This is a genomic window from Arthrobacter sp. StoSoilB19, from assembly GCF_019977275.1.
In the GTDB taxonomy this organism is placed as follows: Bacteria; Actinomycetota; Actinomycetes; order Actinomycetales; family Micrococcaceae; genus Arthrobacter.
This window is the reverse complement of the sequence record NZ_AP024650.1, coordinates 3,241,640-3,261,136: the sequence shown is the minus strand read 5'-3', so window position 1 is coordinate 3,261,136 and position 19,497 is coordinate 3,241,640. Positions and strand designations below refer to the sequence as shown.

Here is a 19,497-nt window from a genome sequence, read left to right as displayed (position 1 = left end):
CGCCGGGCTGGGTTGCCCGTCCAGCTGTGGTTCAGCCCGCCCTTGTCACGACGCGCATGTTCACTTTCGACCCGCAGTTGCCTTTGCGCCCCGGATATTTGGGCCGCGGAGGGGAATATCCGCGTCGAGAACAACTACGCGCGTCGAGAACAACTACGCGCGTCGAGAACAACCCTGCGCGTCGGGAAAGGCGATGCGCGTCGAAGGCGAGTTGCCGCGCGAGGTGCGTGCCGCCGTCGTGCCTTCCTGTCCGTGTCCGCCCGCATGCAGCCGCGGCCCGTCCGTACACTGGCACCATGTCATGCCGTATCAGCGAACTGGTCCTGAACTGTGCCGACCCGGAACTGCTTGCGCGGTTCTGGAGCGGGGTCCTGGGTTATGTGGAGATCGACCGGGAGGATGGTGCGATCGAGATCGGACCGCCCGATGCCGGTTTTGGCGGTCTGCAGCCCACTATCTTCCTGAGCCCCAGCAGCAATCCGCGGGTGGGGAGGCTTCCGCTGCATATCGACGTCAACCCCGTGGACCGGGACCAGGACGCGGAGCTGGAACGCCTGCTGGCCCTCGGCGCACGGCCGGCCGACGTGGGGCAGACCGGCGACGAGCAGTGGCACGTGCTGCAGGACCCGGAAGGCAACGAGTTCTGCCTCCTGCGCAAGCGGCTCGATCCCTGAAACCTCCGCCGGAGAGGCTGCAAGCGGGAGAGCAGTGGGGGTACCGGGCGGCGCCCACTTCAAGACGCCGCCCGGGCACCTGCAACTATCCCGGGCATGGCTCAAGCCAGGGGGTATCAATTCCTCAAGATTTGCTCAAAACCCCGCTGCCGGCGGCCGCTCCGTGCTACTGGGCGCGTCCCGCCGTCGTGCCGCGTAGGCGAACAGGGAGGTGGTGGCAACGGTGGCCAGGTATCCCGCGATCACAATCAGGGAGATGCCCGCCCAGAAGTAGTTGGTGGTGCTGGCCTCCTGCCACGGACTGGGCGCAATCCGGATCAACGAATACACCGCCACCACGGCCGAGGCCAAGCCGATCAGCACCGGCAGCGTAAGCCAGATCCGGGCGGATCCCACATGCTCGCCGAACCCGTCCCATTCGTTCCATGAACCACGGCGGAGGATCAGCCAGCCAGCAGGGATCATGAACGCCCCCACCAGCAGGAAGGCTGCCACCACGTCGGCGGGCCGGTGCCATTGGTTGATCAGCGTGGACACCCCCGAGGCGATGGCAAAGGTGCCGCCAATGAAGCCGGCCATGGGGCGCCAGCGCGGCGACGCCATCAAAAACACCGCAGCCGCCGCGGACGCGGCCAGAGTGGTATGCCCCGACGGCAGCGAATTCAGCTCCAGCGTCAACACGCCTTTGTCCGGGCGCGGCGGCAGGAGGTCCTTCAGTACCTGGGTTGCCACGTTGGCGCCGATGCACGCGGCCACGGCGATCCCTGCCTCCGTCCAGTGCCGCCGGATCACCGTCACAAAAAGGACCACGACGGCGGCCATCACCAGCGAGATGGTGGGCAGCAGGTCCAGGAACCGGGTGGCGGCCTTGCCGGCGGGGCCGTGGATCTCCACGGCCTCCACCAGCGCGGACTCGTCAATGAACTGTCCGGTGGTGGTCTGGACGAAGAAGTAGTAGGTGGCAACCAGCCCGGCAATGCACGCCAGGGTGGACAGCACGAACAGGAACGCCGAGCCCGGGGCAGGCCGGGCCGGGGTCCTGGTGGGTAGTTGCCGTGAAGAAGTCATCGCGGTTAAGGGTGACACAGAAAGCTGGAAGACCTCTCAAGCGTTGAAACTGGCTCGCACTAACTGTCGTTTTCAGGGCTCAAAACGACAGTTACTGCGAGCTAGTTGGGCGGCGGGGGGTTGATTGGGCCGCGGTGGGTGGGTTGGACCGGGTCCAGCCGGGGGATGCTCGCCGCGGCCACCAGCAGCGCCAGCACACCCAGCCCGAACGGAAGCGCCGTGGCCGTGGCGATGCCGCCCACCAGCAGCGGCCCGCCGGCGTCGCCCAGTTCGCGTCCCAGTTCCGCCGAGCCCATGGTCCTGCCCATCCGTTCGGGGGGCGTGGTGTCCGCCAGGTGGGCGAAACCGAGGGGGGTCACCGCGCCGATCCCAACCCCGATGAACGCCGCGGCAACGAAGATGGTGACCACTCCCGGGGCGGCCGCCACCAGGCCGACGCCCGCGGCAATCAGCAGCAGGCCCGTCGTCGTGCCCCTGTTGTCCGTGACGGCGTGCCGGTCCCGCAGCCGCCCGATCCACGGCTGGGTCAGCACCGAGCCCAGCGCCACCACGCTCACCGCCGCCGTCCCGGCGAAGGCGTCCAGGCCGTGCCGGGTGGCCAGCGCCGGAAGGAAGCCGACGGCGGCACCCAACGCACCCGTTGAGGCGGCCAGCACCAGCGTGGGGACCAGGAACCGGCGCTCGCCCACCTGCCGCGCCAGGTCCAGCACCGTGTACCGCTTCCGCGGCAGCGGCGCCAGATGCGGCACGGACACCAGCACCCATACCGCAGTGACAGCGGCCAGCGCCGACAGCGTGCCGAACAGCAGCGGGAAACCGCCGGCCAGGATCAGGCCGGCACCCAGTGGCGGCCCGATGATGTAGCCCAGGCTCTTCCAGGACCCATACCGGCCAAAGTAGGTTCCCGCCTTCCCGCCGCGGGCCATCCTTGCCACCATGGCGGACGACGCCGGCGAGAAGGCCGACGCCGCCGCGCCCTGTCCCAGCCTGGCCAGGGCAAGGATCAGCGGGTCAGCTGCGCCAAGGCCGATCAAGGACAGGGCGGCAAAAGCGAAGAGGCCGCCGACGACGACGGGTTTGGCGCCGATCCGGTCGCTGAGCGCACCGAAGACGGGCTTCAGGAAGACCTCGGCAACGTCGTAGAGGGCCAGCAGGATGCCCAGGTTCAGCAGGGTCAGCCCGATGTTTCCGCTCTGCGCGCCCAGCCCGGCCGCGATGCTGTGGGCACCGAAAGCGGTGACGAACCCCGCGGCATACAGCGGTGCCGAGGACGAGCTGGCGGCCTTGCCGCTGGACTGGGGGTGGCCGGTGCTCATAGTGGGGACTTTAGTACCTTCATAAATTTGTGAAAACTTCGAAGACTTGAACCATGAACACCGTTGTCCACACAGCGAACCTGCACAAGCACTTTGGGCACGTCAGGGCCCTTGACGGCCTCGACCTGGTAGTCCAGCGCGGTGAGATCCACGGTTTCCTGGGTCCCAACGGCGCCGGGAAATCCACCACCCTGCGCATCCTGCTGGGGCTGGCCAGGCCCACGTCCGGCTCCGCGTCCGTCCTGGGTTTCGAGCCCTGGACCCAGGCGGTGGAGCTGCACCGACGGCTGGCCTACGTTCCCGGGGACGTCCGGCTCTGGCCCAACCTCTCCGGCGGGGAAACCATCGACCTGCTGTCCCGGCTGCGCGGCGGCACCGCCGACGGCGGTGCGTACCGGCGTCGAAAAGACCAGCTGTGCCAGGTCTTCGACTTCGATCCCGCCAAGAAGGGGCGCGCCTACTCAAAAGGCAACCGGCAAAAAGTGGCCCTGATCGCGGCCCTCGCCACCGAAGCCGAGGTATACCTGCTCGACGAACCCACCAGCGGCCTTGACCCGCTCATGGAGGAGGTCTTCCGCAGGGAGCTGCTCACCGCCTTCGACCGCGGAGCCACCGTGCTCCTCTCCAGCCACATCCTCTCCGAGGTGGAGGTGCTGTGCCACCGGGTGAGCATCATCCGCGCGGGCAGGATTGTCGACGGCGGGACGCTGGACTCCCTGCGGCACCTCACCAGGTCGGAGGTGTCGTTCGCCGCTGACGGTTTGGACCCCGAGGCCCTGGCCCGCCTGGGCGCGGTGCATGACCTGACGGTCGACGCCGGGCGGATCCGGTTCAGCGCCGACACCGACCGGATCGCGGAGGTGCTTCCTGCCCTGGGCGCCTTGGGCGTTCAGGGCCTGACGATTGTTCCGCCGTCCCTGGAGGAACTGTTCCTGCGCCACTACGGCGACAGCGCCGGTACCGCCGGGCCACGGGCTGATGCGCCCGACGGCGGACACGGCTCCCGGCGCCACCTGCTCGGCGCGAGGGGGCGGAGCTGACATGGCCGTCCTCCTGGTCCTCTGGGGCCAGCGGCTGCGCCGGGACCGCTGGCAGCTGCTGAGCTGGGTGGCGGCCATCGGGGCGTTCGCCTGGTTCGCAGCCGCCGCAGTGACCCAGACCTACGGCAACGTGGCCAGCCGCACGGAAATCCTGCAGGTGGCCATCGCCACGCCCGCCATCCTGATGCTGCGCGGCCTGCCCCGTGGCGCCGACCAGGGGGCCTTCACGTTCTTCCTGATCTACGCGTTCCTTGCCCTGCTGGCAGGCCTGATGAGCACCTTCCTGGCGGTACGCCACACCCGGGCGGACGAGGAGACGGGGACGGCGGAACTGGTGGCCGCCACGCCTGCCGGCCGCCTGCTGCCCAACGCCGCCACCCTGCTGCACGGCGTCACGGCCAACATCCTCGTGGCGCTCGCGGTGTTTGGCGGATTCGCCGCCCAGGGGCTGGACGCGCAGGGTGCCCTGACCGCCGGAGCCGCAACGGGCGCCGCCGGCCTCGCCTTCCTGGGCGTGGGACTGCTGGTGGCCCAGTTCATGGGGACTTCGCGCGGTGCGAACGGGGTCTCGGCCGCGCTGGTTGTCCTGGCCTATATCCTGCGTGGGATCGGGGACGCCACCGGAACGCCCGGCGCCGACGGGACCACTATGACTGAAGGGGCTGCCAGCTGGTTCTCACCGATCGGCTGGGGCCAGCAGACGTTCGCGTTCTCCGGCAACCGCACCTGGCCGCTGCTGCTGCCGGTGGGGCTCGCTGCCGGCTGCCTCGCCGCCGCCTGGCTCATCCTCCGCACGCGGGACAGCGGGGCAAGCGTCTGGGGCGCCAGGCCGGGACGCGCCGCCGCCCGGCCGGGGCTGCGAAGCCCGGCAGCCCTGGCACTGCGGCTGCAGTCCGGGTCGATCATCGGGTGGGGGCTCAGCGGGCTGGCCCTCGGGCTGCTGGCGGGGTCGCTCGGAAAGGCGATTGCCGCCGTCGACACCCCTGACACCAACATCACTGCCGTGATGCGGGCCATGCTCCAGTCGCAGGGCACATCACTGACCCAGCTCATGGTGTCGGTACTCTTCTCGATGGCCGGGGTCCTGGCGGCGGCGTGCGCCCTCCAGGCGGTGATCAGGCTGCGGCAGGAGGAAGCCGCCGGAACCGCCGAACTCTTGCTGGCCGCACCGGTGGGCCGGGTCCGGTGGCTGGCCGGCTACCTGCTGCTGGGCGCGGGGGCCGTGGTGCTGGTGGTGGGCCTGGCCGGGGTGGGGGCGTGGGCCACGCTCACCGGTTCCGGGGATACCTCAATGCCGGCCGATGCGCTGTGGGAAACCGCGCTGGCCCAGCTGCCCGCAGCGTTGATCTACCTTGCCGTTCCGGCGCTGGTATTCGTCCTGTGGCCTGCCGGGACCACCGCCACCAGCTGGGCGTTGCTGGCCCTGGGCGTGATGCTGGGAATCTTCGGGGGCATGCTGGGGTTGGACCAAAGCCTGCGCGACCTGTCCCCGTTCACCCACACACCGGTACCGCACGGGGACGCCACGGACTGGAGCGGCGCATGGTGGATGCTGGCCATCACCGCGGCTGCCGCCGCGCTGGCCATTGCGGGCATGCGGCGGCGGGAAGTGGGGTCGGCATGAGCACCCGAGCTGAGGTGGCGGCTGCCCGGGACACGCTGGCCGCCGCGGCTTCAACCGCCGCCGCTGCCGAAATAGCTGCCGCTGCCTTCGCCGCCGCCGGTTTCCCCAAGATGCCGGCACGGACCCTGCTGGCACTGGTGTCCTCCGAGCAGGGGAGCCTCACGGCTGCGGAACTTTCGGAGCGGCTGGGGGCCAGCGCCGCGGCGGTCTCCGGGGCTGTGCGGTACCTGCAGACGGTGGGCTTCGTCCATCGCGTCTCCCAGCCCGGCAGCCGCCGCGACCTCTACGCCCTGCATGAGGACGAGTGGTACGTGGTGTCCATGCGGAACAGCCCCATCTACGAAAAGCTGGCGGCCCTGACCGACGCCACGGCGGAAACCCTCCCGGAGGGATCAGCGGCCCGGGCCCGGGTGGCGGACATGGCCCGGTTCTACCGGTTCCTCAATGCGCGGATGCCGGCCCTGCTGGACGACTGGGAGCGCGAACGGGCCAGGGAGGCCACGCCGTGACCATCATCGACAACGCCGTGTACGTGAACGGGCTGCGCACCGAGGACCCGGAAGACCTTGACGAGACCTACTTCCTGCTCCGCCAGCGGGAGGGGATGGCGTGGATAGGGCTGTACCGGCCTGACGCAGAGGAACTGCAGTCCGTCGGCGAGGAATTCGACCTCAACGCGCTGGCCATCGAGGACGCACTTGCCGGCCACCAGCGGGCCAAGCTGGAGCACTACGGCGAGTGCCTGTTTTTGGTGCTGAGGCCAGCCCGATACCGTGACGACGAAGAAAGGGTGGACTTCGGCGAGATCCACGTCTTCGCGGGCGACGAGTACGTGGTCACCGTCCGGCACGCCGAGTCCCCGGATTTGGCCAAGGTCCGCCGCCGGATGGAGTCGATGCCGGAATTCCTGGCCCTGGGACCGGACGCGGTGCTCTACGGGATCCTGGACCAGGTGGTGGACGAATACGAGCCGGTGGTGGCGGGCCTGGAAAACGACATCGACGAAATTGAGGATGACCTGTTCGGTGCGGATCCGGACGTATCCCGCCGCATCTATGAACTGTCCCGGCAGGTCATCACCTTCCAGCGGGCCACGAGTCCGCTGGCGGGGATACTGCAGGCCCTGATCGCCGGAGCCCCGGACCGCGAACAGTCAACCGAGCTTCGGGACCACTACCGCGATGTCCTGGACCACGTCCTCAGGATCAATGAACGCGTGGCATCCTTCCGGGCCCTGCTCCAGAACGCGCTCGCCGTCAACGCCGCCCTCGTGGCCCAGCGGCAAAACGGTGAAATGCAGCGGATGACAGAGTCCAGCTTTGAGCAGAACGAGCAGGTCAAGCGCATCTCCTCCTGGGCTGCCATCCTGTTCGCCCCCACGCTGGTGGCGTCCATCTACGGCATGAACTTCGTCAACATGCCCGAACTGGCGTGGACCTATGGCTACCCCTATGCGCTGGGTGTGATGGCGGCCATGGGGCTGGCCCTTTACCTGGCGTTCAAGCACAACAAGTGGATCTGACGTCCTTCGCTGGCCCTGCGCCTCCTCGACGCGCAAAATTCGCAGTGAGGTGCGGCTACAGTAAACGGCATGCTTGACGAACTCCTGGCCAGCGCGCACGTGGTCAGCCTGCCCATGCGCGTGAAGTTCCGGGGAATCATGGAACGCGAGTCCCTCCTGCTCCGCGGGCCGGCGGGCTGGGGCGAGTTCTGCCCCTTTCCCGAGTATGGCGACGCCGAGGCATCGCACTGGCTGGCCGCCGCCATCGAGGCGGGCTGGCAGGGGTTCCCGGCCCCGCTGCGGGACAGCATCCCGGTGAACGCCACCGTGCCGGCTGTCTCCGCGGACCGGGTGCCCGACGTCCTGGCCCGGTTCGGCCGCGTGGACGCCGTCAAGGTCAAGGTGGCGGAGCAGGGCCAGTCGCTTGACGACGACGTTGCCCGGGTCCGTGCCGTGCGCGCCGCTTTGCCGGACGCGGCCATCCGCGTGGACGCCAACGGCGGCTGGGACGTGCCCGGCGCCGTGGAGGCGTTGACCCGGCTGGCGCCTGTTGGGCTGGAATACGCAGAGCAGCCGGTGCCTTCCATCGAGGGTCTTGCCGAGGTCCGGTCCCGGCTTCGGGACGCCGGGACGCCGGTGTTGGTCGCGGCCGACGAAAGCGTCCGCAAGGAAACCGATCCGCTCCGGGTGGCCCGGGCGGGCGCGGCGGACCTGATCGTGGTCAAGGTGGCACCGCTTGGGGGAGTGCGGCGCGCCCTGGACATCGTGGCACAGGCCGGACTCCCCGCCGTCGTCAGCTCCGCGCTGGACACCTCCATCGGCATCCGCGCGGGCCTTGCCCTCGCCGCCGCCCTGCCCGAGCTGCCCTACGCCTGCGGCCTGGGAACGGTGTCGCTGTTTGACTCGGACATCACCACGGACCCCCTAGTGGCCGACGACGGCGCCATCCGCCTGCGCGACGTTGCCGCCGACGCCGGGCTGCTTGAGCGGTTTGCGGCTCCCGCGGACCGGCGGGACTGGTGGCTGGACAGGCTCCGCCGTGTCCACGCCCTCCTCACCCGAGCGACTGCTGAGTAGCTGCCGTTTTCACGCCCCAAACGGCAGTTAGCCGGCATTGGATGTCGCTGCAGGGTGGCGTCCTGCGGGTGATTGCCGGAGGGTTGCGTGGCTCCTATCATGGTTCCACCGGTTCCTCCCTGCACCGAACAGGGACGTTATTTAAGGTCGCAAGTGCCATGGTGAAGATACCTTTCAGGCATCAGGCGGATGAATCGAGAAAGCGGGAAAACTCCGGGGAGCATCACCGGCTGCACCTGGCGGAATGGCTGAGGCGGGAGGACGAGGGCATCGAGCGTGCCTCCAGCAGTATCTTCCTCAGCAGCCATGACCGGCCCCTTGCCCCGCAACGGACCTGCATCCAGGGGCATGAGATCCTGCCGGGGGAGGACCACTGCTCGCACGGGCATCCCGTGGGTTGAGGAAGACGGCCACCAATCGGGGAGTGGTGTTTCCTCATTTTGCCGGCGCGCACAGCCGGTCAAGGGCCTCGTTAAGGGTTGACTCGATTTGGCCGACCAGGAGTTCGCGCATGTTCTGGGTGGACTCATCCTCCAGCTCTGTCGGAAGCGGCGGGGTGGTGACGGTCATCGCGGCCTGGTAGCGCCCGTCGCTGCTGCTGACCGCCACAGTCTGATAGTCCCAGAAGAGCCCCCTGCCCGCGTAGCGCGGCTGGGGCGAGCAGCCATCTGCGTGTTCCCAGAGGCCCAGCCCGTACGGCGAGAAGACGGTCTTCGCCGTCATCGCGCCCAACGACGCGGCGGAGATTGCCCGGCCCTGGAAAAGGGCCGCCATGAAGTGGTTCATGTCCTCCACTGTCGAAACGGCGCCCACGGCCGGCGAACCGGCACTGAAGATGTTGTCAGTGGTATCGATCCGCTCACCCCGGAGGGTCACATAGCCGTGGAGAAGCCCGGATTCGAGCGGGTCGAGGTGGTCCAGGGTGGTGCTCTTCAAACCAAGCGGACCAAAGATCTCCTCACGCATGACGCTGGTGAAGGGCTTATGCCGCAGTTCCTGGATAAGCAGGCCGAGTGCGAGGTAGTTCGTGTTCGAGTACCTAAAGGAGCCGACGCTGGACCCATCCCACGGGAGGGTGCCGGCCAGCTGCAAACCCCGCTCCATCGTCATCGTCCGGGAAACACTTGGGCGGAAGTCGACGTCGCGCGGCAACGCATCGTTGGCCTCCGGCATGCCAGACGTGTGGCTGAGCAGCTGTCTCACCGTGATGGGGCCCGGAGGCTTGAGTGCTGTGAAGCCGGGGATGACATCGTTTACGGGGTCGTCCAGGCCGATGAGGTGGTCGTCGACGAGTTTGAGTACTGCCACGGCCGTCATCGTTTTGGTGACGCTGGCGATCTGCACACGGTCGGTGGCCTGTGCCGGGGTCCTCGTTTCAAGGTCGCGCATGCCAAAGGCCTTGGACCACTCACCTTCCGGCCATTTGACCTGCACGACGGTGGCCACCGCGCCGTCGTTCATGAACAGCTTCACCTGGTTCTCAAGGGAGCCGAAGGGGTTGGGGGAGCTTGGGGAGGGGACGGGCTCGTCCGGGGTGTAGGTGCAGCCGGTCACGGCGAGGACGGCGGCGAAGACCGCCCGCCGCCAGGCAGGTCTGTTCGTGCTCATGCCGGGGCATCCGCTCTGGACAGGGTGACGTGTTTGGGCCGCCTGCAGCGCCGTGTCCGGCCAAACCTCTGATGGCGCCGTCCGCCCAGCACTCCAATTTTAAGTCCGCCCACCGCCAGCGGGAAGCAGCCGCGGCATGTTCAGCCAACCCACGGAACGGGCGGTACCACCTGCATTGACGGATGAAACGTTCCTGCAGGTCACGGGCGGTTCACCATAACTTCATCCAATTGATGGCTTCCTGTAGGAACCGGCTGGAAGGGTGATCGGGCACCCCAGCGAGAATTCTTGGAAGGTTCCCATGTCTGAAACTGCCCGCAAGTTCACCCTGCTGCCCATGCTCGGCCATACCAAGGGCAAGCGCAGCCCCGTCACCTGCGCGCTCAAGTGCGACAACGCCTGCGCCGGTGACGTCTGCAACACCAGCTCCAACAGCTACTTCCGCGACATCGCCTCCGCCACCCTGTCCCGCCGCGCCGCCCTGGGCATGGGAGCCGCCGGTGCACTCGCCGTCGTCCTCGGTTCCGCGGTGAGCTCCGCCGAACCCGCCTCCGCTGCGGGCCTGTCCAAGGCCGCCAAGGAAGGCTTCGGCAACTCCAAGCTGCAGTTCACCGCCATCAAGCCCGTGGACAAAGCCGTCGACGCCTTCACCGTTCCGGAAGGTTTCACATGGCAGCCGATCATCCGCTGGGGCGACCCGCTGTTCGCTGACTCGCCGGACTTCGACCTCAACAACCAGACTGCCGCAGCCCAGGCCCGCCAGTTCGGCTACAACAACGACTACACGGACATCGTGGAAATCCCGGGCAGCAAGGGCCGCCGCGCGGTACTGTTCACCAACCACGAATACACCAACGAGAACATCATGGTCCCGGCCGGCTACGACGCCGCCGAAACCCGTGCCATCGGCCGCGCAGCGCACGGCCTGGCCGTGGTGGAACTCGAGCGCAAGAACACCACCAAGCCGTGGAGCTACGTCAAGGGCGCCCCGCTGAACCGCCGCTACCTCTCCGATACCACCTTCGAACTGACCGGCCCCGTCGCCGGCTCGGCCCTCGTCAAAACCGACGCCGATCCCTCCGGCCGCGCCATCAAAGGCACGTTCGGCAACTGCTCCGGCGGCACCACCCCCTGGGGCACCATCCTCTCCGGCGAGGAAAACTTCAACGGCTACTTCGTGGCCGGCGGCACCTCCGCCAGCGACAAGCGCTACGGCCTCACCGCCAAGCCCACCGCCCGCAAGTGGGAGCTGGACGATCCCCGCTTCGACACCCGCAACGCCGGCTACGAAAACGAAACCAACCGCTTCGGCTGGATCGTGGAAGTCGACCCCTTCGACCCCACCTCAACGCCCAAGAAGCGCTCCGCGATGGGCCGCTTCAAGCACGAGGGTGCCAACGTGATCGTGGCCGAATCCGGTCACGTGGTGGCCTACATGGGCGACGACGAGAAGTTCGACTACCTCTACAAGTTCGTCTCGGCAGAGAAGTACCGTGAGGGCGACCGCAGGCACAACATGGACCTGCTGTCCCAGGGTGACCTCTACGTTGCCAAGTTCACCGGCAACTCGCCCGCGGCAGAAATCACCGGAACCGGGGCGCTCCCCTCCGACGGCGCGTTCGACGGCACCGGCGAATGGCTGCCCCTGGTGGTCGGCGGCAAGTCAGCCGTCCCCGGCATGTCCGTCGAAGAAGTCCTGGTCTACACCCGCCTGGCAGCGGACAAGGTGGGACCAACCAAGATGGACCGGTGCGAGGACGTCCAGCCCAGCCTGCACACCGGCAAGGTCTACGTGGTCTGCACCAACAACTCGGACCGCGGCACCGGCACCAAGGAGGGCGCCACCGAAGTCAACCCGCGCACCCAGAACCGCGACGGGCACATCGTGGAAATCACCGAAACCGGCGACCAGACCTCCACCAAGTTCAACTGGACCCTCCTGATGGTCTGCGGCGACCCCGCCCAGGGCGACGTCACCTACTTCTCCGGCTACCCGGTGGACAAGGTCTCGCCCATCTCCTGCCCGGACAACGTGGCCTTCGACTCCGTGGGCAACCTCTGGATCTCCACCGACGGCGCGCCGTCCGGCATCGGCTACAACGACGGCCTCTTCAAGGTCACCCTGGACGGCGCCGAGCGCGGCAAGGTGGAGCAGTTCCTCTCCGTTCCACGCGACGCCGAAACCTGCGGCCCGGTCATCCACGACGACGAGCGCATGGTGTTCGTCTCCGTGCAGCACCCGGGCGAGGAAGGCACCTTCGAGGCGCCGCACTCCTACTTTCCGGACTACGTCCCGGCAGGCACGACGCCGGCACCCGGCCAGGTGCGCGCGCCCCGTCCCGCGGTGGTCCAGGTGTTCCGCGGCTGACCCTTCGGACGCCCCATCACCTTCCGTGGGTTTTTCGGCGACGCCCCATCACCTACCGGCCCACAGCGGCAGGAGGTGATGGGGCGTCGGGTGTTTTGGTGCGGGAGGTGATGGGGCGTCGCGGGGTGGCAGACTGGTTGGGTGACTTTGCCGAACGAACCTGCCCCGGAGGCCACCCCTGGATTCCCCGACCGGGATGACCCGGAAGCCCAGTTGAGCGCCCTGGCTGCGGCGCGGATCGCCGTCGACGTCCTGCTCGACGGCGGCGTGCGGCACGTGGTGGTGTCGCCTGGTTCCCGGTCGGCCCCCATGGCGTACGCCCTGGCCGAGGCCTCCGCGGCCGGCCGGGTGGACCTGCTGGTCCGGATCGACGAACGGTCCGCCGGGTTTACGGCCCTGGGCCTGGCCCTGTCCACCGGTTCGCCCGCAGCCGTGCTCACCACGTCCGGGACCGCCGTCGGAAACCTGATGCCGGCGGTGATGGAGGCCAACCATGCTGCCGTCCCGCTCATCGTCCTGTCCGCGGACCGGCCGGAGGAGTTGCGCGGAACCGGCGCCAACCAGACCACCGTGCAGCCGGACCTGTTTGGTGACCAGGTCCGGTTCGCGGCCGACATACCCGCCGGAACCAGTCCGGAGCGGGCCATTCAAACCGGGCTTTCCGCGGCAACCGGCGCCTTCCCGGACCTGCCGCCGGGCCCGGTCCAGCTGAACCTCGCGTTCCGCGACCCCCTGGTCCCGTCCCCCGAAGAAGGTCTGCCGGAGGCGGTGGAACGGACGCGCTACCGGGTGGGCACCGAGCCCCTGGTCATGAACCTGCCCCCGGCAGCGGACAGCCTGCCGGAGCGGCGCACCGTGGTGCTGGCAGGGCACGACGCCGGCCCGGTCGCCGAGGCGTTCGCCCGCGCCCACAACCTGCCGCTGCTCGCCGAACCGTCCTCCAATTCCCGGTTCGGACCCAACGCCGTGGGCCCGTACCGGCTGCTGCTGGAGCATTTCGGACCCAGCTCGGCGCAGCCGATTGAGCGCGTGGTGCTGTTCGGCCGGCCCACCCTGTCCCGTCCCGTGGCCGCGCTGCTGGCCCGCGACGATGTTGAATCCGCCCTGTACCAGCCGGTTCCGGTCGCGTGGTACGAGCCTGGCCGGCGCACCGAGCTGCCGCTGGAGAACCTGGCCGACCTTGCCGATTTCGCCGGCCGGGGCACCTCCGCCTGGCTGGACACCTGGCTCCTCGCCGGCTCGGCTGCCCAGCATGCCCTGGACCAGGTGGTCTCCGCAGAGGCCGCCGCCACCGGCCCCTCCGTTGCCTCACAGGTCTGGAAGCATGCACGCGGCCAGCTGCTGCTCGGGTCCTCCAATGGCATCCGGGATGTGGACCTGGCCGGCGTGCCCGCCACTGATCCGTCCGCCACCGTCTACGCAAACCGGGGCCTTGCCGGGATCGACGGCACCATTTCCACAGCAACCGGCATTGCCCTGGGCGGCCGGCAGGAGACCACCGCCCTCATGGGCGACGTGACCTTCCTCCATGACGCCGGCGGACTCCTCCTCGGCGCGGGGGAGGAGCAGCCGGACCTGCGGATCGTGGTCCTCAATGATTCCGGTGGCGCCATCTTCGGGCTGCTGGAGCACGGGGGAGTCCAGGAGGGCGGCCGCTACGGGGACGTCGTCGAGCGCCTCTTCGGTACCCCGCACTCAGTGGACATCGCGGCACTCGCCGCAGCGTACGGCGTCGCACATTCACTGGTAAGTACGACGGCGGGACTCGCCGAAGCGCTGGCCCGGCCTGTGCAGGGGCGCAGCATCGTGGAGGTCCGGACGGACCGCCGGCAGCTGCGGCAGCTCCACGCCCGCATCAAGGAAGCGGTGGCCGCGGCAGTTGAGGGCGTGCTGGCCGGCCGGTAAGCGCCTGGGGGGCGTGCGCACGTCCTCGACGCGCATATTCCCTCTGGAAGCACAAATTCCCTGGCGCTACCGAGATAACGGCAGCGCCAGGGAATTTGGGCTTCGAAAGCGGACGAAGCTACAGCACGCGGCTGAGGAACTCCTTGGTGCGCGCATGCTGGGGGTTGGCGATGATCTCGCGGGGATCGCCCGACTCCACCACCACGCCGCCGTCCATGAAGGTCAGGGTGTCGCCCACTTCGCGGGCGAAGCCGATCTCGTGGGTCACCACGATCATGGTCATGCCGGACTTTGCCAGGTCCTTCATCACGTTCAGGACGTCGCCCACCAGCTCCGGGTCCAGGGCCGAGGTGGGCTCATCAAAGAGCATGAGCTCAGGCTCCATGGCCAGCGCCCGGGCGATGGCCACGCGCTGCTGCTGGCCGCCGGAAAGCTGGGACGGGTAGTGGCCTGCCCGGTCGCCCAGTCCCACACGGTCCAGCAGCTCAAGCGCCCGCTTCTGGGCCTCGGCCTTCGGCTGGCCCTTCACATGCACCGGTGCTTCCATGACGTTCTGGAGCGCGGTCTTGTGCGGGAACAGGTTGAACCGCTGGAACACCATGCCGATTTCCCGGCGCTGGGCGGCGATTTCCTTGGTCTTGAGGTCGTGGAGCCGGCCGTTGACCTCGCGGTAGCCGATCAACTGACCGCCCACGGAAATCCGCCCGGCACTGATAGTTTCCAGGAGGTTCACGCAGCGCAGCATGGTGGACTTGCCGGAACCCGAAGGCCCGATCACCACGGACACCTCGCCCTGTTTGACGGTCATGTCGATGCCCCGCAGCACATGGTGGTGCCCGTAGTACTTGTGGAGGCCCTCGATCTGGACCAGCGGCTTTTCTGCTGTGATCGTCATCGTGCACTCTCCTCGGGGAAGTCCGTCTTCATTGACCGGTGTGCATCGGCACCGGCCGCGGCAGCCTTGGCAGCAGCCGGGTTGACACCGGCTGCGGGGGCCTGGTTGTCCACGCCCCTGCCGTAGTAGGCCTCGATGAAGTGCTGACCCACCATCAGGATGCTGGTGATTACCAGGTACCAGATGGCTGCCACGATCAGCAGCGGCACGGGCAGATAAGTGCGGTTGGCCAACGCATTGGTGGCAAATGTCAGGTCCAGGGTGAACGGGACCGCCAGGACCAGCGAGGTGGTCTTCAGCATGCCGATGGTTTCGTTGCCGGTTGGCGGCACGATCACCCGCATGGCCTGGGGAAGAATGATCCGCCACATGATTTTGCCCTTGGACATGCCAAGCGCCTCGGCGGCTTCCTGCTGGCCCCTGTCCACGGACTTGAGGCCGGCCCGGAAGATCTCCGCCAGGTAGGCGGATTCGTTGAGACCCAAACCGAGGATGGCAGCCACCGTGGCAGTGATGACTGCGGAGGTGTCCAGGCTGAAGAATTCAGGTCCAAACGGAATGCCCGCACTGATCTTGGGATAAAGGACCGAAATCAGGCCCCACAACACCAGCTGGGTATAGACGGGTGTGCCGCGGAAGAACCACACCCAGACCCAGCTCGACCAGCGGAATATGGGGTTGTCGGACTGGCGCATGAATGCCAGCAGGATGGCCAGGACGATGGCCAGGACCATCGAGGCCACGGTAAGCAACAGCGTCCAGCCCACACCCTGGACCACCTTGACGTCCAGGATGTAGGTGCCCACAACGTCCCAGCGGAAGTTGGGGTTGGTGAACAGGCTCTGCAGGAACACTGCTACGACAGCGAGGATGATGAGGGCGCTGATCCACCGGCCGGGGTGGCGCACCGGCACTGACTTGTTCAGTACCGGCGCATCCCGGTGTTGAGGGTGTTCCATATGCACGCCTGACTTGTCGTCGGTAACGCGAAAACTCAAGACTTGACCGCCGGGTTGACCTCGGACTTGGTGATGGCGCCCTCAGAGTTGCCCCAGCCCTCAAGGATCTTCTTGTAGGAGCCGTCTTCCATCAGCTTGGTGACGGTCTTCTGGATGACCTCTGCCCAGGCGGTGTCAGCCTTGGCCACAGCAATGCCCTGGGGAGCGGAATCGTAGACGTCGCCCAGCTTCTCCAGCTGGCCGTTGGTCTGGGTCAGCGCGTAGCCGATGATGGGGGAGTCGGCGGTCATGGCGTCGATGCTGCCGTTCACCAGGCGGGTGGTGACATCCGTCTGGTTCTTCAGGGTGACGATGTCAATGGGCTTCTTGCCGTCTGCGACGCACTTCTTGTTGCGGTCGGAAAGATCGGGGTCTTCCTGGACGGTGCCGGTCTGCACACCGATGGACTTGCCGCAGACATCATCCAGGGAGAACTTCTTGGGGTTGCCCTTCTGCACGGCCCAGGCGGTGCCGGCGTTGAAGTAGCTGACCATGTTCACGGCGCCCAGTCGCTCCGGGTTGATGGTGAACGAGGAGATGCCCAGATCGTACTTGGGGCCGAGGGCCGGAAGGATGCCGGTGAACTCGGCAGTCTGGACCTGGACCTTGAGGCCCAGCGTGGCGCCGATGGCCTTGGCGATGTCCACGTCGTAGCCCACGGGAGTCTGGCCGTCCGGACCCAGGAATTCGGCCGGTGCGTAGCTGGTGTCGGAGCCTACCGTGATGGTGCCCTTGGACTTGATGGTGTCCGGGACCATGGCAGCGAGGGCGTCGTCCTTCTTGACCGTGGACGGATCAAAGCTCGCGCTGGCCTTGCCTGAGGACGTGGCCGCGCCGGAGGGACCCGTTTCCGAGGCGTTCGTGCATGCTGAGAGGGCCAGGGCGCTGATGGCGATCATGGTGGCAGCGGTCAGCTTGGAAGTGCCCAGGAGGGTACGGGGAGTCTGCATTTCTTACCTTTTGTTGCAGGGGCTATGAGGTACTAACGCGGCTTATAGTGTAACGCTCAACAAGAGAGGTACGTCACACGCAACTAAGTTTCACTATTGGATAACTGTAACGGGGGCAAAAGCAAGCCTTTAGGAGCGGGAAGAGTCTGTAATCCCAGACCTCCTACCCAATCCGGGGGAAAATCAGCTCTTGATGCCCAGCGATTCCAGCATGGGCCGGAACTTGGCCCACGTTTCGGCCAGCTCGGCTTTGGGCTGCGAGCCGTCAACGATGCCGCAGCCGGCATATAGCCTCACGGTGTCGGTCGACTCGATGACCGCACCTCGCAGGGCGATGCCCCATTCGCCGTTCCCGGCGGCATCCAGCCAGCCCACCGGCCCGGCATAGGGGCCGCGGTCAAGATGTTCCAGCTTCCGGATCAGTTCGCCCGCCACCAGGGTGGGGGTTCCGCAGACAGCTGCCGTGGGATGCAGGGCGTTGATCAGGGCCAGGCAGGTGGGCACGTGGCCCTCCACCTCGGTGAGTTCCGCCTTGACGTCCGAGGCCAGGTGCCACACGTTGGGCAACTCCAGGATGAAGGGCTCATCATGCGCATTCATGGCCTCCGAGAACGGCGCCAGCTGCCTGGTCAGGGACTGGATGGCAATCTCGTGCTCATGCCGCTGCTTCTCGGAGCCGGCGAGCACGCGCGTAGCGTAATCCATGGGCGGACCGTCCTCGCCGTGCGCGTCGCGGCGGTCCAGGGTGCCGGCCAGCACGCGCGCCTGCGCGGTGCGGCCCTCCACCTGGATCAGCATCTCGGGCGTGGCCCCCACCAGCCCGTCCACGCCGTACGTCCAGCATTCGCGGTACCGTGCGGCAAGTTCGCGCAGCACGTCCGCGGCATGTACGCCGGAAGGAATAGTAGCCACAACGTCCCGCGCCAGCACCAGTTTCTCCAGTGCCCCCGTGCGGATCTCGGCAACACCGGCGGCCACGGCCTCCATCCAGGCTTCCTCACTGAGGGAACCGGTGTGCAGCGTTGCGCCGGCCGCCAGGGGGAGGGGGCGTACGACGGCGCCGCGGGCTTTGCCGGGCACGCCGCCCAGGGAAGCGTCCCCGGCGGAGTCCGCTGCCGCCGTCGTGCCTTCAACGTCCGGGTCTTCGGCGGAAGCACTGCTGAGCCAGCGGTCCAGTGCGGCGAGGGCCGACTCTTCGGTGAGCTGGCCGTCGTCGAACGTCAATTGCGTGAGCCATGCCTGGTTGTCCCGCACGCCCACCACGATCTCCGGCACGATCAGCCGCGACTCGTGGGCGGAAGTCTTGGAAAAGGCAAAGGAGCCGAAGGCGACGGGGCCAGTGCCGGGCAGCTCCACGGAGTCCGCGACCTCAGCCTCGAGGACCAGGTGCCGCCACCAGATGTCCGCCTCCAGGAACCGGTCCGGCCCGGTGGCAGTGAAGCGCGCAATCTCGCCAAACCCGGCCAGCCCGGCTTCCCTGCGGGTCCAGCACAGGACATCGTCCCTGACCAGAAACGAAGGCAGCCCCCCGGGGAACGCTTTGCCATCCAGGGGGACTGTCAAGGTGCGGAACGTGCTCGTCATGATGAGACAACACTACTCCCGCGTACACGGTGGCCTCCCCGGCACCCTGATGCAGGCTTGAGTGGGCAAAAAGGGCTGGTCAGCACGCACGGGAACATTTGAGACAATGTCATGGTGAACCGAGCATCCTTGGATAAGCGTCCGGACGAAGTAGCCACGATGTTTGACGACGTCGCACCGAAATACGACGTCGTCAACGATGTCCTCTCCATGGGGCAGACCCGCCGCTGGCGGAGGATCGTGGTGGACGCGATGGAAGTCTCCAAGGGCCAGCGCGTCCTGGACCTCGCGGCCGGAACGGGGACCTCCAGCGAGCCATATGCCGACGCCGGCATAGACGTGGTGGCCTGCGACTTCTCCCTGGGCATGCTCAAGGTGGGAAAGCGCCGCCGCCCGGACATCAACTTCATTGCCGGTGACGCCACCAACCTGCCGTTCGCTGACAACACGTTCGATGCCACCACCATCTCCTTCGGCCTCCGCAACGTGAACGAGCCCAAGAAGGCGCTGCTGGAGATGCTGCGCGTCACCAAGCCGGGCGGCCGGCTGGTCATCGCCGAGTTCTCCCAGCCCGTGGTCCCGCTGTGGCGCACCATGTACACCGAATACCTGATGCGGGCCCTGCCGGCCATCGCGGTCAAGGTCGCCTCCAACCCCGACGCCTACGTCTACCTGGCCGAGTCCATCCGCGCCTGGCCGGACCAGGACCACCTGGCCGCCTGGCTGCAGGAGGCCGGCTGGGAGAATGTCACCTACCGGAACCTGACCGGCGGCATCGTGGCAGTCCACCGCGCCTTCAAGCCCGCCCCGCCGTCCAACGGCGGCGCGGCCGCCATCGCCGCCCACAAGGGCCCGGTGGCCAAGCTGCGCCGCAACATCGTCCGCTGAC

The 19,497-nt window shown here is 67.5% G+C and carries 17 protein-coding genes; 10 read left to right on the top strand and 7 right to left on the bottom strand.

Annotation, left to right across the window (positions count from 1 at the left end; all coding sequences use genetic code 11):
- Window positions 1–296 precede the first annotated feature (296 nt).
- Window positions 297–674, top strand: coding sequence for a VOC family protein (locus LDO86_RS15010; RefSeq protein ID WP_018768643.1), 378 nt, complete (start codon window positions 297–299; stop codon window positions 672–674).
- Window positions 675–809: 135 nt separating this feature from the next.
- On the opposite strand, the gene LDO86_RS15005 is transcribed toward LDO86_RS15010, so the two are convergent.
- Together LDO86_RS15005 and LDO86_RS15000 are read right to left on the bottom strand one after the other, a co-directional pair.
- Window positions 810–1,742 carry a phosphatase PAP2 family protein gene (locus LDO86_RS15005; protein ID WP_056392974.1) on the bottom strand — a complete coding sequence of 311 codons (933 nt, stop codon included), beginning with the start codon at window positions 1,740–1,742 and terminating at the stop codon, window positions 810–812.
- A gap of 101 nt (window positions 1,743–1,843) precedes the next feature.
- Window positions 1,844–3,058: an MFS transporter gene (locus LDO86_RS15000; protein ID WP_224084047.1), complete on the bottom strand. Its 1,215-nt coding sequence runs from the start codon at window positions 3,056–3,058 to the stop codon at window positions 1,844–1,846.
- Between the two features lie 53 nt (window positions 3,059–3,111).
- On the opposite strand from LDO86_RS15000, the gene LDO86_RS14995 reads away from it, so the two are divergent.
- From LDO86_RS14995 to LDO86_RS14970, 6 genes are all read left to right on the top strand, one after another.
- A complete protein-coding gene (locus LDO86_RS14995) occupies window positions 3,112–4,098 on the top strand; it encodes an ABC transporter ATP-binding protein (protein WP_224084046.1) in 987 nt (328 codons plus the stop codon).
- A 1-nt stretch (window position 4,099) separates the two neighbouring features.
- On the top strand, window positions 4,100–5,722 hold the full coding sequence (locus tag LDO86_RS14990; protein ID WP_224084045.1) for a hypothetical protein: 1,623 nt from the start codon (window positions 4,100–4,102) through the stop codon (window positions 5,720–5,722).
- Window positions 5,719–6,231, top strand: a complete 513-nt coding sequence (locus LDO86_RS14985; protein ID WP_018768638.1) for a MarR family transcriptional regulator — start codon at window positions 5,719–5,721, stop codon at window positions 6,229–6,231. Before LDO86_RS14990 ends, LDO86_RS14985 begins: the two co-directional genes overlap by 4 nt.
- Window positions 6,228–7,244: a magnesium/cobalt transporter CorA gene (gene corA, locus LDO86_RS14980; protein WP_224084044.1), complete on the top strand. Its 1,017-nt coding sequence runs from the start codon at window positions 6,228–6,230 to the stop codon at window positions 7,242–7,244. Before LDO86_RS14985 ends, corA begins: the two co-directional genes overlap by 4 nt.
- 69 nt (window positions 7,245–7,313) lie before the next feature.
- Window positions 7,314–8,300, top strand: coding sequence for an o-succinylbenzoate synthase (locus LDO86_RS14975; RefSeq protein WP_224084043.1), 987 nt, complete (start codon window positions 7,314–7,316; stop codon window positions 8,298–8,300).
- A 158-nt stretch (window positions 8,301–8,458) separates the two neighbouring features.
- Window positions 8,459–8,701: a hypothetical protein gene (locus tag LDO86_RS14970; protein WP_224084042.1), complete on the top strand. Its 243-nt coding sequence runs from the start codon at window positions 8,459–8,461 to the stop codon at window positions 8,699–8,701.
- A gap of 34 nt (window positions 8,702–8,735) precedes the next feature.
- Here LDO86_RS14970 and LDO86_RS14965 read toward each other — a convergent pair whose 3' ends face one another.
- Window positions 8,736–9,908: a serine hydrolase domain-containing protein gene (locus tag LDO86_RS14965; RefSeq protein WP_018768634.1), complete on the bottom strand. Its 1,173-nt coding sequence runs from the start codon at window positions 9,906–9,908 to the stop codon at window positions 8,736–8,738.
- A 301-nt stretch (window positions 9,909–10,209) separates the two neighbouring features.
- Between LDO86_RS14965 and LDO86_RS14960 the strand changes: the two genes are divergently transcribed.
- Both LDO86_RS14960 and menD read left to right on the top strand, forming a co-directional pair.
- The gene (locus LDO86_RS14960; RefSeq protein WP_224084041.1) at window positions 10,210–12,276 is read left to right on the top strand and encodes a PhoX family phosphatase; all 2,067 of its coding nucleotides are present in this window, start codon (window positions 10,210–10,212) and stop codon (window positions 12,274–12,276) included.
- Window positions 12,277–12,489: 213 nt separating this feature from the next.
- On the top strand, window positions 12,490–14,181 hold the full coding sequence (gene menD, locus LDO86_RS14955; RefSeq protein WP_224084488.1) for a 2-succinyl-5-enolpyruvyl-6-hydroxy-3-cyclohexene-1-carboxylic-acid synthase: 1,692 nt from the start codon (window positions 12,490–12,492) through the stop codon (window positions 14,179–14,181).
- 118 nt (window positions 14,182–14,299) lie between these two features.
- On the opposite strand, the gene LDO86_RS14950 is transcribed toward menD, so the two are convergent.
- The 4 genes from LDO86_RS14950 to LDO86_RS14935 all read right to left on the bottom strand — a co-directional run bounded on the left by LDO86_RS14950 (window position 14,300) and on the right by LDO86_RS14935 (window position 18,608).
- Complete coding sequence (locus LDO86_RS14950) at window positions 14,300–15,076, bottom strand: amino acid ABC transporter ATP-binding protein (RefSeq protein WP_018768631.1); 777 nt, start codon at window positions 15,074–15,076, stop codon at window positions 14,300–14,302.
- Window positions 15,073–16,035: an amino acid ABC transporter permease gene (locus LDO86_RS14945; protein ID WP_018768630.1), complete on the bottom strand. Its 963-nt coding sequence runs from the start codon at window positions 16,033–16,035 to the stop codon at window positions 15,073–15,075. The genes LDO86_RS14950 and LDO86_RS14945 overlap by 4 nt, the downstream gene beginning before the upstream one ends.
- A gap of 35 nt (window positions 16,036–16,070) precedes the next feature.
- Window positions 16,071–17,024 carry an ABC transporter substrate-binding protein gene (locus tag LDO86_RS14940; RefSeq protein ID WP_018768629.1) on the bottom strand — a complete coding sequence of 318 codons (954 nt, stop codon included), beginning with the start codon at window positions 17,022–17,024 and terminating at the stop codon, window positions 16,071–16,073.
- A gap of 183 nt (window positions 17,025–17,207) precedes the next feature.
- A complete protein-coding gene (locus tag LDO86_RS14935; RefSeq protein ID WP_224084040.1) occupies window positions 17,208–18,608 on the bottom strand; it encodes an isochorismate synthase in 1,401 nt (466 codons plus the stop codon).
- 114 nt (window positions 18,609–18,722) lie between these two features.
- Between LDO86_RS14935 and LDO86_RS14930 the strand changes: the two genes are divergently transcribed.
- Window positions 18,723–19,496 (top strand): demethylmenaquinone methyltransferase, encoded by a 774-nt coding sequence (locus LDO86_RS14930; RefSeq protein WP_224084039.1) that lies wholly within the window; start codon window positions 18,723–18,725, stop codon window positions 19,494–19,496.
- Window position 19,497 lies beyond the last annotated feature (1 nt).

Coding starts and splice junctions, on each gene's coding strand:
- LDO86_RS14945 (WP_018768630.1), bottom strand. CDS start 16,035: ATGGAACACCCTCAACACCGGGATGCGCCGGTACTGAACAAGTCAGTG.
- LDO86_RS14940 (WP_018768629.1), bottom strand. CDS start 17,024: ATGCAGACTCCCCGTACCCTCCTGGGCACTTCCAAGCTGACCGCTGCC.
- LDO86_RS15005 (WP_056392974.1), bottom strand. CDS start 1,742: ATGACTTCTTCACGGCAACTACCCACCAGGACCCCGGCCCGGCCTGCC.
- LDO86_RS14975 (WP_224084043.1), top strand. CDS start 7,314: ATGCTTGACGAACTCCTGGCCAGCGCGCACGTGGTCAGCCTGCCCATG.
- LDO86_RS14970 (WP_224084042.1), top strand. CDS start 8,459: ATGGTGAAGATACCTTTCAGGCATCAGGCGGATGAATCGAGAAAGCGG.
- LDO86_RS14995 (WP_224084046.1), top strand. CDS start 3,112: ATGAACACCGTTGTCCACACAGCGAACCTGCACAAGCACTTTGGGCAC.
- LDO86_RS14985 (WP_018768638.1), top strand. CDS start 5,719: ATGAGCACCCGAGCTGAGGTGGCGGCTGCCCGGGACACGCTGGCCGCC.
- LDO86_RS14950 (WP_018768631.1), bottom strand. CDS start 15,076: ATGACGATCACAGCAGAAAAGCCGCTGGTCCAGATCGAGGGCCTCCAC.
- LDO86_RS14960 (WP_224084041.1), top strand. CDS start 10,210: ATGTCTGAAACTGCCCGCAAGTTCACCCTGCTGCCCATGCTCGGCCAT.
- LDO86_RS14990 (WP_224084045.1), top strand. CDS start 4,100: ATGGCCGTCCTCCTGGTCCTCTGGGGCCAGCGGCTGCGCCGGGACCGC.
- LDO86_RS14935 (WP_224084040.1), bottom strand. CDS start 18,608: ATGACGAGCACGTTCCGCACCTTGACAGTCCCCCTGGATGGCAAAGCG.
- LDO86_RS14965 (WP_018768634.1), bottom strand. CDS start 9,908: ATGAGCACGAACAGACCTGCCTGGCGGCGGGCGGTCTTCGCCGCCGTC.
- LDO86_RS15000 (WP_224084047.1), bottom strand. CDS start 3,058: ATGAGCACCGGCCACCCCCAGTCCAGCGGCAAGGCCGCCAGCTCGTCC.
- LDO86_RS15010 (WP_018768643.1), top strand. CDS start 297: ATGTCATGCCGTATCAGCGAACTGGTCCTGAACTGTGCCGACCCGGAA.